This is a genomic window from Streptomyces sp. NPDC091387, assembly GCF_044756945.1.
In the GTDB taxonomy this organism is placed as follows: Bacteria; Actinomycetota; Actinomycetes; order Streptomycetales; family Streptomycetaceae; genus Streptomyces.
In genome coordinates, this window is the sequence record NZ_JBIVTZ010000007.1 from 1 (window position 1) to 13,123 (window position 13,123).

At 72.8% G+C, this 13,123-nt stretch carries 11 protein-coding genes and 1 pseudogene; 5 read left to right on the forward strand and 7 right to left on the reverse strand.

What is annotated here, in order from left to right:
* A pseudogene (locus tag ACIQM0_RS15675) lies at nucleotides 1-447 on the reverse strand (1,3-beta-glucanase); the annotation flags it as partial.
* 429 nt (nucleotides 448-876) lie between these two features.
* Complete coding sequence (locus ACIQM0_RS15680) at nucleotides 877-1,467, reverse strand: GNAT family N-acetyltransferase (protein WP_401286480.1); 591 nt, start codon at nucleotides 1,465-1,467, stop codon at nucleotides 877-879.
* A 134-nt stretch (nucleotides 1,468-1,601) separates the two neighbouring features.
* Between ACIQM0_RS15680 and ACIQM0_RS15685 the strand changes: the two genes are divergently transcribed.
* From ACIQM0_RS15685 to argB, 3 genes are all read left to right on the forward strand, one after another.
* The gene (locus ACIQM0_RS15685; protein WP_401286481.1) at nucleotides 1,602-2,321 is read left to right on the forward strand and encodes a DUF2470 domain-containing protein; all 720 of its coding nucleotides are present in this window, start codon (nucleotides 1,602-1,604) and stop codon (nucleotides 2,319-2,321) included.
* A 107-nt stretch (nucleotides 2,322-2,428) separates the two neighbouring features.
* The gene (locus ACIQM0_RS15690) at nucleotides 2,429-3,085 is read left to right on the forward strand and encodes an isochorismatase family protein (RefSeq protein ID WP_401286483.1); all 657 of its coding nucleotides are present in this window, start codon (nucleotides 2,429-2,431) and stop codon (nucleotides 3,083-3,085) included.
* 32 nt (nucleotides 3,086-3,117) lie between these two features.
* Nucleotides 3,118-4,038, forward strand: a complete 921-nt coding sequence (gene argB, locus ACIQM0_RS15695; RefSeq protein WP_401286484.1) for an acetylglutamate kinase — start codon at nucleotides 3,118-3,120, stop codon at nucleotides 4,036-4,038.
* Nucleotides 4,039-4,084: 46 nt separating this feature from the next.
* On the opposite strand, the gene ACIQM0_RS15700 is transcribed toward argB, so the two are convergent.
* The 4 genes from ACIQM0_RS15700 to ACIQM0_RS15715 form a co-directional block, all read right to left on the reverse strand.
* Nucleotides 4,085-4,618, reverse strand: a complete 534-nt coding sequence (locus tag ACIQM0_RS15700) for a GNAT family N-acetyltransferase (protein WP_401286486.1) — start codon at nucleotides 4,616-4,618, stop codon at nucleotides 4,085-4,087.
* Between the two features lie 162 nt (nucleotides 4,619-4,780).
* Entirely contained in the window at nucleotides 4,781-5,677 is an 897-nt protein-coding gene (locus ACIQM0_RS15705; protein WP_401287187.1) for an ABC transporter ATP-binding protein, read from the reverse strand.
* Between the two features lie 77 nt (nucleotides 5,678-5,754).
* Complete coding sequence (locus ACIQM0_RS15710) at nucleotides 5,755-6,855, reverse strand: FecCD family ABC transporter permease (protein WP_401286487.1); 1,101 nt, start codon at nucleotides 6,853-6,855, stop codon at nucleotides 5,755-5,757.
* Complete coding sequence (locus tag ACIQM0_RS15715; RefSeq protein ID WP_385352161.1) at nucleotides 6,852-7,919, reverse strand: FecCD family ABC transporter permease; 1,068 nt, start codon at nucleotides 7,917-7,919, stop codon at nucleotides 6,852-6,854. The genes ACIQM0_RS15710 and ACIQM0_RS15715 overlap by 4 nt, the downstream gene beginning before the upstream one ends.
* Nucleotides 7,920-8,162: 243 nt before the next feature.
* On the opposite strand from ACIQM0_RS15715, the gene ACIQM0_RS15720 reads away from it, so the two are divergent.
* Together ACIQM0_RS15720 and ACIQM0_RS15725 are read left to right on the forward strand one after the other, a co-directional pair.
* A complete protein-coding gene (locus ACIQM0_RS15720) occupies nucleotides 8,163-9,860 on the forward strand; it encodes an ABC transporter ATP-binding protein (RefSeq protein WP_401286489.1) in 1,698 nt (565 codons plus the stop codon).
* 65 nt (nucleotides 9,861-9,925) lie between these two features.
* Nucleotides 9,926-11,710: an ABC transporter ATP-binding protein gene (locus tag ACIQM0_RS15725; protein ID WP_401286490.1), complete on the forward strand. Its 1,785-nt coding sequence runs from the start codon at nucleotides 9,926-9,928 to the stop codon at nucleotides 11,708-11,710.
* A 49-nt stretch (nucleotides 11,711-11,759) separates the two neighbouring features.
* Here the strand turns inward: ACIQM0_RS15725 and ACIQM0_RS15730 are convergent, their stop codons facing one another.
* Nucleotides 11,760-12,980 carry an alpha/beta hydrolase family protein gene (locus ACIQM0_RS15730; protein WP_401286492.1) on the reverse strand — a complete coding sequence of 407 codons (1,221 nt, stop codon included), beginning with the start codon at nucleotides 12,978-12,980 and terminating at the stop codon, nucleotides 11,760-11,762.
* Between the last annotated feature and the right edge of the window lie 143 nt (nucleotides 12,981-13,123).

Here is a 13,123-nt window from a genome sequence, read left to right on the forward strand (position 1 = left end):
CATGCCCTGACCGCGCGGGATCTTCATCCGGGCCTCGACATGACCGTAGGTCTGGGTGAACTTGCCCGAGGTGTTCAGCCGGGCCGAGGTGTACTGACAGGTGCCGTACCAGCACTGGTAGTTCTTCGGGTTCTCCTTGCGGGCGGTGATGACCAGATGACCCTGGCCGTCCAGCGCGGCGTTGCTGTTGCCCGCCGTGTAGTACTGCCGCTCGTGGTTGTCGACGTTGTCACCGGTCTCGATCTGCCATCTGGAGCCGTTGACCGCCGAGCCGGCTGAACCGTCGAACTCCTCGTCGAACGTCATGGTGGCCGAGGCCGCGGCGCCCGACAGGGCGGGGGACGGCGCGGGGGCGCCGCCGCCCACGAGAGCGGTCGTGACCAGGGCCAGGGTCAGGGCCGAGAGTGCGGAGCGCAGCAGACGCCGCGACAAGCGTGGGGAGTCCATGACTCTCCCTTCCGGTGCATGAGGGGGAAGGGGGCCTGTCATGCATATGACAGGACAGGGCGCGTTGGGGCATGCCGAAGCTGCGCCGACCGGGGCGGGGTGCCGTTCAGGAAGTGGGGCGGGTGCGGGTGGGGACGCAGACACGTGCGGCGGAAACACTGTGGGGGCACTGTGGGGCTGCTGTGCACGGACACTTAATTCACTACGTGATTTAAGAAGTGAACCAATGGACTGTCAAGACCCTGGTCTGTACCAGTGCACGTCGGCACCCTCACCCCGTCCGGCTTGGGCCGACATGCCTCAGGTGTCCAATGCCGTCACTCACGGCGAGGCGACGGCCGGCGCCGCGTGGACAAGAGTCAAAGGCGCCGTGCCCGATCCGGGGCCGCGACCGTCGGCCTCATGACGCCTGACCCGTCGCACCCCCCGTCACCCCTGGCCCGTTGCCGCCGTTCGGGCCGGGCCGCCGGCCTGGCGCACATGCACGTGGCCGTCCCTCGGGAAGGAGGGTGGCTGGGCCGGAAGGACCTCGCGAAACTCGTACCGGGTCTTCTCCGCGACGCGGCACGAGGCGAGGTTGTCCACCTGGTGGAGCAGCCTGATGCTTTCCAGGCCGTCGGCCGCGAAGGCACCGAAGGCCCAGCCGGTGAGGGCCTCCAGCGCACGAGGGGCCACCCCGCGCCCCCGGGCGTGCGCTGCCGTCCAGTAGCCGACCTCGGCGGACTCCCGGCCGGAACCGGCCCCTTTGAGGGCCACGCTGCCCACCAGCCGGCCCTCGCCGGGGCCGGGGTGGTCCTCGCGCACGGCGAAGCCCAGCCGTTCGCCGGTGACCCAGCCGCGCCGCTGGAGCTCCAGCCACCCCCGCACCTCCTCGGGGGTCTCCAGAGGACCGCTCGCCCCACGGCGCAGCGCGGGATCGCGGAACGCCTCGATCAGCGGCTCGATGTCCCCGTCGGCCCAAGGGCACAGCAGGAGCGCGGGGGCGGACGGCGTCCCGTCCACCCGCAAGGTGATGTTCATCAAAGTCCTCCCCGGACGGCCCACTTGATCATCCCTCACCCGATGCGCTGTGGCCCGTACGGTCACACGGCTGCACGCTCGACGAAAATAAGGTTAGGCTTACCTAACTTGCATCCGTTTCACAGGGAGTCGCCTTGAACACCGACGCCGACGCAGGCACCACCGAACCCGGGCCGACCGACGCGGAGCTGGTCCGCACGGTGCTGTCCCGCGCGACCTCGCTGTCGCTCACCACGACCGGACAGGCCTACGACCTGATCGGACTGCACTCGGTCAGCGCCACGGGGCAGGTCACCCTTCATCCCCGTCCGGACAGCCCCTTGGCCCGGGAGGCCGCCGAGGCGCCCATGCGCGGCCTCGCCGCCCTGCTGGAGTTCACCGACATCGCCCCCACCCCGCTGCGCGACCGCGTCCGCGCCAGGGTGACGGTCTCCGGCCGGCTGGCACCCGCGGGCAGCGACGCGCTGCGGCTCGACACGACGCGGGTCACCCTGCGGACCCCGGCGGGCGCGACGGATGTCGGGCTGGACGAGATCGCCCTCGCCGAGCCCGACCCGCTGGCCGCCGAGGAGGCCGCCATGCTGACCCATCTGGCCGACTCCCACGAGGAGTTGATGGCCGATCTGCTGGGACTCGCGGGTTCCCGGCTGCCGCGCGGCATGATCCGGTCACTCCCCCTCGCCCTGGACCGCCACGGCATCACCCTGCGTTGCGAGTACGAATCCGGCCACTGCGACCTCCAGTTGCTCTTCCCGGCACTCGCGCACGACGCCACCGACGCCGGCGAGCAGATCCGGCGGCTCCTCACCGCACCCCGGAGCTGCGCACACCAGCACCACGCCTCACACCCCTGACAGGCCTGAGACTCCTGGCAGCTGGCGACTTAGGTTAGGCTTCACTAAGTTTCAGTGATTCCTCGCGCCACAGCCGGATCACCGGATCATCAGGGGAGGGGCCGGTCATGGGCCTGCCAGTCATCGAGTCCTACGACATGCCCGACCGCACGGCCCTCCCCCGTTCCTGGCCCTCCTGGACCATCGACCCCCGGCGGGCCGCCCTGCTCGTCCACGACATGCAGAACCACTTCGTACGGGCGTTCCCGGCCGGGCGCTCCCCGGTCGTCCAACTGGTCGAGAACATCGCCGCGTTGCGGGAACTCGCCGGAACGCTCGGCATCCCGGTCGTCTTCAGCGCCGAGCCCGCCGCCCAATCGCCCGGCAGGCGGGGGCTCGTCGCCGACGTGTGGGGTCCCGGCATCGGCGACGGCCCCGGGGACTCCGCCATCGTCGAGGCCCTGGCGCCACGGCCCGGCGAGCACGTGCTGCCCCATGTGCGCCCCAACGCCTTTCTGCACAGCCACCTCGGCCGACTGCTGCGCTCCACGGGCCGCGATCAGCTGATCGTGTGCGGCGTCCACGCCCATCTGGGCGTCCTGCTGACCGCCGCGGACGCCTTCATGAACGACATCCAGCCCTTCGTCGTCGCGGACGCCGTGGCCGACTTCTCCGCCGAGGAGCACTCCATGGCGCTTCGCTGGGCGGCTCGCAGTGCGGTGGTCCGCACGACGGACGGCCTGCTGCGTGATCTGCTGCTCGGCCGGGTCCACCACGACGCGTGACGGCATGCCCACCTCAGGAGAGACGGAACAAGATGACCGCAGGGGTCGCGACGGCCGGAGCCGGCGTCCACGAACAGTCACCACGGCTCGGGAACGGGACACGGACCCGGCCAAGCACGGGTCCCGCCGTGCCCGAGGAGCTGCGGGGCCGGGTCGTGGTGGTCAAGTTCGGCGGCAACGCCATGGTGGACCCGTCACTCCAGGAGGCCTTCGCCCGCGATGTCGTGGAGCTGTGGCACGCCGGCCTGTCCCCGGTGGTCGTGCACGGCGGGGGCCCGCAGATCAGCGCGATGCTCGACCGCCTCGGGCTGGAGGTCCGCTTCGAGGGCGGTCTGCGGGTGACCACGGAGGAGACCCTCGACGTGGTGCGGATGGTGCTGACCGGACGGGTCCAGCGCGAACTGGTCGGCGCCATCAACGCGCATGGGCCCTTCGCCGTGGGCCTGTCGGGCGAGGACGCCCACACCATGACGGCGGTGCGCCGGTCCGGCCGGGTGAACGGGCTGCCCGTGGACATCGGTCTGGTCGGCGACATCGTGAACGTGGCTCCGGACACCGTCCGTTCACTGCTGGAGCTGGGCCGCATCCCGGTGGTGTCACCCCTCGCACGCGGCACCGAGGGGGAGGTCTACAACGTCAACGCCGACCTCGCCGCGTCGGCCCTGGCGGTCGCTCTCGGCGCCGAACGGCTGGTGATGCTCACCGATGTCGAGGGACTGTACGCGGACTGGCCGCGCAGCACCGAGGTCGTCGAGCGCCTGACGGCGGCGGAGCTGGGCGGCCTGCTGCCGGGGCTGGCGAGCGGGATGCTCCCGAAGATGGAGGGCTGCCTGCGGGCGGTCCGCGCCGGGGTGGGACGGGCACAGGTACTGGACGGCCGCGTGCCGCACGCCGTACTGCGTGCCGTGCTGGACGAGAAGAGCCCCGGAACCACCGTCCTCCCGGACGCCTGACGCACACGTGGTGGCGGGTCCCGGTGTCCGGGGCCCGCCACCGACGTCACAGCGCGCGGGCCAGAACGCGCGCGCCCCGCCGGGGATCCAGGGTGCGTGCCCACGCGCGCGGAGCCGCGGCCGGGCGGACCGGAGCGAAGCCGTGGCGGAGGAAGAGGCGCCCGCTGCCGGTCGTCGCGGTGAACAGGACCCCCAGCGACTGGGCCCGTGCCCCGGCGAGTGCCGCGCCCAGCAGCCGCGCGCCCAGGCCGCTGCCCTGCCGCTGCCGGGCGACACAGAAGTTGTACAGGACCCCCGCGGCCGTCGGACCGTGGTCCTCCGCGCCGAGGTGGACGCGCAGCGCGAGGCAGCCCCGCAGGGTGCCGTCGGGCTCCTCGGCGACCAGGAAGTCGGCCGCTCGGGCCGCGTAGACCGCGGGGGGCCGTCGGCGCAGCGCGCCCGAGCGGGCGAACGGCTCGGAGAGTGCGACGAGTGCGGCGGCGTCCCCGGGGCCCGCCCGGCGCAACCGGAGCGCGTCGGGAAGGGGTGCGTCCGGGGTGCGCGTCAGCGCGGCGGCGGGCTGCGGCGTGGCCGTGATCAAGGCGTTCCTTCCTCGGGTTCCACCGTGCGCGAAGGGCGGCCGGATCGCCGCACACCCCGGTGAACCATGAGAGTTAGGTTAGCCTTACCTAAGTTGATTTACCAAGTCGACGCTCCGGGGCAGGTGTTGCCCCAGGGCAGGCATGGTTCAACGCCGGAGTCCTCAGCGCACGCCCCGGCCGGTCTCCGCCATCAGCGACGCGACGGGGGCTCCGGGACCCTCCCTGCGGGCCGTGCGGTCCTCCGGTACGTACCGCTGCGGCGCGGCAGGCACCATCAGGGGCGTGCCGGTCTCGGGGTCGTCGATGATCCGGCAGGGCAGCCCGAAGACGTCCTCGACCAGTGCGGCGGTCATGACGGTGGCCGGGTCGCCCTCGGCGGCGATCGTGCCGCCCGGCCGCATCACGATGAGGTGGGTGGCGTAACGGCACGCCTGGTTGAGGTCGTGCAGCACCGCCACCACGGTGTGCCCCTTGCGGGCGTGCAGGTCGGCGCAGAGATCCAGCACTTCGACCTGGTGGGCGATGTCGAGGAAGGTGGTGGGCTCGTCCAGGAGCAGGATCGAGGTCTGCTGCGCCAGCACCATGGAGAGCCAGACCCGCTGGCGCTGGCCGCCGGAGAGGTCGTCGACCGGGCGGTCGGCGAGATCCAGCACACCGGTCTGCCGCATCGCCTCCAGAACGGCCGCCTCGTCGTCGGCCGACCACTGCTTCAGCATGCCCTGGTGCGGATAGCGGCCGCGCGCCACCAGGTCCCCGACGGTGATGCCACCGGGCGCGGTCGAGGACTGCGGGAGCAGGCCCAGCCGGCGGGCGACCTCGCGCGAGCGGTACGTGGCGATGCCGGCACCGTCGAGGTACACCTGCCCGGAACGGGGTTTGAGCATCCGTGCGAGCGCCTTGAGGAGAGTGGACTTCCCACAGGCGTTCGGCCCGATGATCACGGTGAAGGAGTGGTCGGGGATCTCGACGCCGAGCGAACTGACCACGGTCCGCTGCTCGTACGAGAGCGTCAGGTCCTCGGCCCGCAGCCGCGCGGCCGCCGGGGATGTCCCGTTCATATGAGTCCCCTCCGCCGTCGCGGAGTCCGCGAGTTGGCCGGTCGTCTCGGACCTGCGTGTCGTGCGTGTCTTTCGGGTCATGCGCGGCTCTTTCGCGACTCGGTGATCAGCAGCCAGATGAGGTACAGCCCGCCGATGGTCCCGGTCGCCGTGCCGACCGGGAGCAGCGAGGGGGCGAAGAGGCGCTGCGCCAGCAGGTCGCTCGCGGCCAGCAGCAGGGCGCCCATGAGCGCGGCGGGGACCAGTGCGGGACCCGATGCCCGGGTCAGCCGCCGGGCGAGCTGGGGCGCCGCCAGCGCGATGAACCAGATGGGCCCGGTCACCGCCGTGGCGAAGGCCGCGAGAGCCACGCTGATGACGAGCAGCAGCGCCCGGGTGCGCGCGACGTCGACGCCGAGCGCCATGGCCGTGACGTCACCCATCTCCACCATGGAGAGCCGCCGGGAGAGGAAGAAGGCGGGCGGGAGCAGGACGAGGACGGCGATTCCGATGGTGTTCGCCTGCGGCCAGCCCCGGTTGGTGAGACTGCCGATCAGCCACGCCTGCGCCTCCAGCGCCTCCTGCCAGGTCGCCCGGGTGATCAGATACGAGTTGACGGCGAGCAGCAGTGCGCTGACACCGATGCCGACGACGACCAGCCGGAAGCCCTGAAGTCCCCTGCCCAGCATGAGGAGGTACATGGCGGCGGCGGTGCCGAGGCCGCCGATCAGCGCGCCCACCGCGATCTGGGTCATGCTGCCGTGCAGCACGATGATGACGAGGAGCGCCCCGACGGCCGAGCCGTTGGTGAAGCCGATGATGTCCGGGCTGCCGAGGGAGTTGCCGGTCAGGCTCTGCAGGACGGCGCCGCTGACCGCGAGGGCCGCGCCCACGCACATCGCGGTCAACAGACGTGGCATACGAAGGGTGTTGACGATGAAGTCGGCGCCGCCGGAGCCGTGGCCGAACACCGCCCGCACGACCTCACCGACGGAGAGTTCGAAGTCGCCGGTGGTGAGGGTGACGAGTGCGACCGCGACGAGCGCGACGAGCATCACGGCCGTCACCACGAGGACGCGGCCCTGGACCCGCACGGACAGCCCGCCCGGCCGGGTGCGCAGCACCAGTCCGCTGACGACCCGCGGCTCCCCGGTGCCCGTGCCGGTCCCGGAGGGACCCTTCTCCCGTACGGCGCTCACAGCATGACCAGCTTTCGACGGCGGCACAGGGCGATGAACAGCGGCGCCCCGAGGAACGCGGTGATGATCCCCACCTGGACCTCGCCCGGCGCCCCGAGCACCCGGCCCAGGACGTCCGCGCCGATCAGCAGGACCGGGGCGAGCAGCATCGAGTACGTCAGCACCCAGCGCTGGTCGGGGCCGACGACGAACCGGGCGACGTGCGGCACCGCGAGGCCGACGAAGCCGATCGGTCCGGCGGCGGCGGTGGCGGCGCCGCACAGCAGCATGACGGCGACGGCGCCCAGCACCCGGGTGCGGCCGACGTTGAGGCCGAGGGCCCGGCCGAGCTGGTCGCCCATCGCGAGGGCGTTGAGCGAGGGGGCGAGGCCGAGGGCGATCAGGAGGCCCACGGCGATGAACGGCAGGATGACCCAGATGACGTCGTAGTACCGGCCGGACAGGGAGCCCACGGTCCAGAAGCGGTACTGGTCGAAGGCGCGCGGATTGAGCAGCAGCACCGCCGAGTTGAAGGCGTACAGGACCGCGGTCATCGCCGCCCCGGCCACGACCAGCCGGTCGGGGGTGGCCAGGGTGCGGCCCGAGGAGCCCAGGAGGTAGACGGCGACCGAGGCGACGGCCGCGCCGATGAAGGCGAACCACACATAGCCGAGGACCGAGCCCACCCCGAGGAAGGCGATGGCGACGACGACTCCGGCGGAGGCGCCCAGGCTGATGCCGAGGATTCCCGGGTCGGCGAGCGGGTTGCGGGTCAGGGCCTGCATCAGCGCGCCGGACAGGCCGAGGGCCATGCCCACGAGCAGCCCCAGGAGCGTCCGGGGGATGCGGTAGTCATGGATGATGATCGAGGTCTCGGAGCCGTCGGGGTGCCAGAGCACGCTCCAGGTGGCGGTGAACGGGATGCCGCGGGTGCCCACCCACACGCTGAGCAGTCCGACCAGGACGAGGGCGGCCAGCGCCGCGACCAGGCCCAGGGCCCGCAGGGTGTTCGCGGTCCGGGCGGGCGGCGGGGCACCGTGTGCGACGGCCCGGTCCTCGGGAGCCGTCCGGGTTTCGACCGACAACGACAACTCCCCCTGACGGCGGTTCGGGTGCACCGCGAACGATGGGGCGCCGGAACGTGACGCAGGACCCCGGATTCAACTTAGGTGAGGCTAACCGAACAGTGCCGCACGGTCAACGAGCGTCCCCCTGGCGCGAAATGGCGCACACCGCCGTGACCGGGGGCATCGCGACCGACAGCACATCGCGGCCACTCATTTAGAGTAGCCTTACCTAACTTTTCCAGACTCTTCGCGGAGGCCCGCATGCCAGGTGGAGGACCGACCGGGGGGCACGTCCTCCGCAGGGCGATCAGGGGGCAGCGGCGGCGCGTCGCCACCGCGTCCTTGCTCGGCGCGGTGCACCAGGGGTGTGAGGCCCTGGTACCCGTCGTCATCGGCGCGGCCATCGACACGGCGGTGGCCACCGGCTCCTCCCACGCGCTGCTGCGCTGGCTCCTGGTGCTCGCGGGGCTGTTCCTGGTGCTGTCGAACTGCTACCGGACCAGCGCCCGGCTCGCCGAGGGCGCGGGTGAACGCGCCGCGCACCGGCTGCGGATGGAGCTCGGCGCCCGGGTGCTCGATCCGCGCGGCGGCGCCGACGCGAACCGGCTGCCCGGCGCGCTCACCAGCATCGCCACCAACGACGCCCGCCGGGTGGGCTCGGTGGCGACGGTCCTGGCGTACGGGATCGCGGCGACCTCGGCGCTGGTGATCAGCTCGGTGGCGCTGCTGAGGATCTCCGTCCCGCTCGGACTCCTCGTCCTGCTGGGCATCCCCCCGCTGCTGTGGCTCGGGCACCGCATCAGCCGGCCGCTCGAACGACGCAGCGAGACCGAACAGGAACGGGCCGCGCACGCCTCGGGCGTCGCCGCCGACCTGGTCGCCGGACTCCGTGTCCTCAAGGGCATGGGCGCCGAGTCGGCCGCCGTCGCCCGCTACCGCACCACCAGCCAGGACTCGCTCGCCGCGGCACTGCGGGCGGCCCGCAGCCGGGCCGGTCACGAGGGCGCCGTCCTCTCGCTGACGGGCGTCTTCATCGCGGTCATCGGCATCGTGGGCGCCTATCTCGCCATGCGCGGCAGCATCAGCATCGGCGACCTGGTGGCGGCGGTGGGCCTGGCCCAGTTCCTCCTCGGCCCGTTCCAGCTGCTCACCTACGTCAACGCCGAGTTCGCCCAAGGCCGCGCCTCCGCACGCCGGATCGCCGAGGTGCTGGACTCCCCCGCGGCCGTCGAGGGCGGCGAGTCCGCGGTGCCCGACGGCGCCGCAGGACATCTGCGCCTCAGTGGGGTCCGGTTCGGCTCGCTGTGCGGGGTCGATCTCGACATCCGGCCGGGCGAACTGATCGGAGTGGTCACCGGGGATCCGGCCGCGGCGGCCGATCTGCTGCTCTGCCTGGCCAGGGAGCGGGACCCCGCCGACGGGCTGATCGAGCTCGACGGCGTACCGCTGACCGCACTCGGCCCGGACGGGCTGCGCCGCGCCGTCCTGGTCGCCCACCACGACGCCGACCTGTTCGAGACCAGCCTGCTGGACAACGTACGGGCGGGGGCCCGCGACGACGCGGCCGCGGTCGACGAGGCCCTCGCCGCTTCGGCGGCGGACGAGGTCGCCCGGCTGCTGCCCGACGGCGGCGACACCGTGCTCGCCGAGCGCGGCCGGTCCCTCTCCGGCGGGCAGCGACAGCGCGTCGCCCTCGCGCGCGCCCTCGCCGCCGACAGCGCGGTCCTGGTGCTGCACGACCCGACCACCGCCGTGGACACCGTCACCGAGTCCCGGATCGCCGCCCGGCTGCGGGAGGTCCGCCACGGGCGCACCACCGTGCTGATCACCACCAGCCCGGCCCTCCTCGCGGTCACCGACCGGGTGGTCGTCCTCGACGAGGGCACGGTCACCGCGGAAGGCCACCACACCGAACTCGTCGCCGGCGACGAGCGCTACCGTGCGGCGGTGCTCGCATGACGTCCACGTACGAGGACCGCGCACACGACACGGACACGCACACGGAGGAAGAGGGGAAAGCGGCCATGAGCACACCTGGCGCGGACCGTGAGCTGCTGCCGACGGCGAGCGGTGCGGAGAGCCTCACGGCCCTGCGCGTCATGCTGCGCGGCCACCGGCGGCTGACCGCGGCCGCCGTCACCGTGCTGGTCGCCGGGACCGCGATCGGCCTGCTGACCGCTCCGCTGCTCGGCCACATCGTGGACCTGGTGGTGGAGCGGCGGGGGTCGCGGGCACTGACGGTGCCCCTGGTGCTGCTCATCGTGGTGGCCCTGGTGCGCGGCGCCGCCGCCGCGGTCGGCAGTACGCTCGTGGCCCGGCTCGGCGAGACCGTACTCGCCGCGGTGCGCGAGCAGTTCATCGAACGGGCGCTGCGGCTGCCGCTGGAGCGCGTCGAGGCGGCCGGTTCGGGAGATCTGGTCTCCCGGGTCACCAGCGACGTCTCCATGATCGCGAAGTCGGTGCGCCAGGCGCTGCCCGAGTTCACCCGCTCCGCGCTGACCATCGTGCTGACCTTCGTCGGACTCGCCGTGCTGGACTGGCGGTTCCTGGTGGCGGCGCTGCTGGCGATGCCGGTGCAGGTGCTGTCCGTGCGCTGGTACCTGCGCCGGGCCGCTCCGGTGTACGCCGAGCACCGCGTCGCGACCGGCGCGCTCCAGCACCAGTTGCTCGACAGCGTCGGCGGGGTGCGTACGGTACGGGCCTTCCGGCTGAACCGCGCGCACACCGCCCTGCTGGAGCAGCGCTCCGCGTCGGCGCGGAACCTCGCGCTGGACGGCATCCACATCGTCACCGGCTTCTTCTCGCGGCTGAACCTGGCCGAGTACATCGGCCTGGCGGCCATGCTCGGCGCGGGCTTCCTGCTGGTGGACAACGGCTCGGTGAGCATCGGTACGGCCACCGCCGCCGCCCTCTACTTCCACAGCCTCTTCAACCCGGTCAACGCCACGCTGTTCCTCATCGACGACGCCCAGTCGGCGGGCGCCAGCTTCGCCCGGCTGGTCGGGCTGTCCAAGCTGCCGGCCGAGCAGACCGCGCCCGGCGGCCGCGCTCCGGCGGACGGTTCGGTGAGGGTGAGCGCGCTCAGCTACGCCTACGGCACCGGGGCTCCCGTGCTGCGGAAGGTCGATCTGGAGGTGCGCAGCGGGGAACGGGTGGCCCTGGTGGGCGCCAGCGGCGCCGGCAAGACGACGCTGGCCAAGGTCATCGCGGGCGTCCACGAGCCGCACGGCGGGACCGTCGCGCTGGGCGGGGTCGACGCGGCCGAGCTGGGCGCCGCGGGTGTGCGGCGCGCGGTGACGCTGATCAGCCAGGAGGTGCACGTGTTCGCGGGCCCGCTGGCCGAGGACCTGCGCCTCGCCCGCCCCGGCGCCACCGACGAGGAGGTGCGCGCGGCACTGTCCCGGGTCGGCGCCCTGGAGTGGGCCCAGGCGCTGGCGGACGGACTGGACACGGTCGTGGGCGAGGGCGGCCACCGGCTGACGGTGACCCAGGCACAGCATCTGGCGCTGGCCAGGCTCGTCCTCGCGGACCCGCCGATCGCGATCCTCGACGAGGCCACCGCCGACGCGGGCAGCGCCGGTGCGCGGGTGCTGGAGGAGGCGGCCCTGCGGGCCCTGGAGGGGCGTACGGGCCTGGTGGTCGCGCACCGGCTCCCCCAGGCGGCGACCGCCGACCGCGTCGTCGTCCTGGACGAGGGCCGGATCGTGGAGACCGGCAGCCATGACGAACTCGTCGCGGCGGGCGGCCGGTACGCGGCGCTCTGGGAGGCGTGGTCCGACAGCCGCCGGGAGCCGGCGGACGCGCGGTAGCCGCGCGGACGTTCGGAGCTCCGTACGGTCGCGAGCGGCGCCGCCCTCCTCAGGGGATGAACGCGATGTCGGGGTAGCGCGGGGACGGCCCGGACAGCAGGTGGTCGTCCCTGCCGCGCAGGTGGAGGTCGAAGAACGCGCGCAGGTAGGCGCGTTGGGCGGCGACGGCCCGGTCGGCGTCGATCGTCCCGATGGAGTTGGTGAGGGCGGCGACCGCCTCCGGCGGCAGCGGGAGCGCCCTTTCCAGCTGCTGCCCCAGCGGGGACATGTCCGTGTAGGTCTGGTGTGCGGAGTCGCGCAGCCGCAGTTCGAGCCGCCAGCCGCGCAGGTGCGACCAGAAGGTCGCCCAGGACGGGTCGTTGTGACGTCCGTGGGTGGCATTGCTCATCAGCAGGAACGGGCGGTCGAGCCCGGTGTTCCCGACCGTCCCGTGGACGCTGCCGTCCAGATCGGCGCCGGCGAGGATACGGCGGTCCTGCGCCATGGCTCCCGCCGCCGTGTCACCGCCGATCGAATGCCCGAACATGCCGATCCTGGACAGATCGAGGGAGCCGCGCACGCCGTGGGGCAGCCGGCGGCCCTCGGCGTCGGGGTTCCTTCCGGCGTTCAGCCGTTCCAGTTCGTCCAGGACGAACCGGGTGTCGTCCTGGCGGACCCGCAACGCCTTGATCGTGTCCGGGTCCGGGCCCGTCTCCACCCTGCCGCCGGGGAACTCCACGATCGAGGCCTCATGGGTGTGGTCGATCGTCACCACCACGTACCCGTGGGCGGCCAGGTCCTCGACCAGCGCGGTGCCCATGGCACGCATCGTGTTGAGGCCCGGGGAGAAGAGCACCACGGGATGGCCGTGGCGGCGCACCTCCACGGGGGCGCCCTGCCAGCCGTGCGTCACCGGGAAGTCGACGTCGTCCATCGGCGTCATGAGCGTCTGGGCGGCCTGTCGGCTGTACAGGGCCGTCGACGTCGGCGGGAGCCAGGGGGCGCGCCGGCGGCCATGGGTGTCAGAGGCCGGGTACCACACGCTGATCATGAGTTCACGGTGCGAGGCGGGTGAGATCCACGGGTCCCGGCGCGAGCGGTCGATCAGATGCAGCGCGGTGGTTCCGATCCGCCGCGGACCGGTCGGCGCCGGCAGGGTGAGCCGCACCCGGCCCGTCCCGGGCCCCGCGGCCGGAGCGGCGCCGGCCGCCCGCGCCGTCCCGGTGGTGGCGAGCACCAGCCCCGTCGCCCCGGCCGCGGTCAGCACCGACCTACGCGATATGTCCCTCATCCGGATCCCCCACCTGCGCTCGACGACTGGTTGACCGTCCACCGAGGCTGGCACCCCCGCGGTGACGGTGGCAGGCCTCGGGCCCGATGTCGGGGTAAGTGCAGGGTCATCCCCGACCCGGCCCTCCGGGCACGGACCACCAC

Excerpts from the sequence above, each read along its gene's own strand:
- ACIQM0_RS15720 (WP_401286489.1), top strand. The coding sequence starts at position 8,163 with ATGCCAGGTGGAGGACCGACCGGGGGGCACGTCCTCCGCAGGGCGATC.
- ACIQM0_RS15725 (WP_401286490.1), top strand. The coding sequence starts at position 9,926 with ATGAGCACACCTGGCGCGGACCGTGAGCTGCTGCCGACGGCGAGCGGT.
- argB (WP_401286484.1), top strand. The coding sequence starts at position 3,118 with ATGACCGCAGGGGTCGCGACGGCCGGAGCCGGCGTCCACGAACAGTCA.
- ACIQM0_RS15730 (WP_401286492.1), bottom strand. The coding sequence starts at position 12,980 with ATGAGGGACATATCGCGTAGGTCGGTGCTGACCGCGGCCGGGGCGACG.
- ACIQM0_RS15705 (WP_401287187.1), bottom strand. The coding sequence starts at position 5,677 with ATGAACGGGACATCCCCGGCGGCCGCGCGGCTGCGGGCCGAGGACCTG.
- ACIQM0_RS15690 (WP_401286483.1), top strand. The coding sequence starts at position 2,429 with ATGGGCCTGCCAGTCATCGAGTCCTACGACATGCCCGACCGCACGGCC.
- ACIQM0_RS15680 (WP_401286480.1), bottom strand. The coding sequence starts at position 1,467 with ATGAACATCACCTTGCGGGTGGACGGGACGCCGTCCGCCCCCGCGCTC.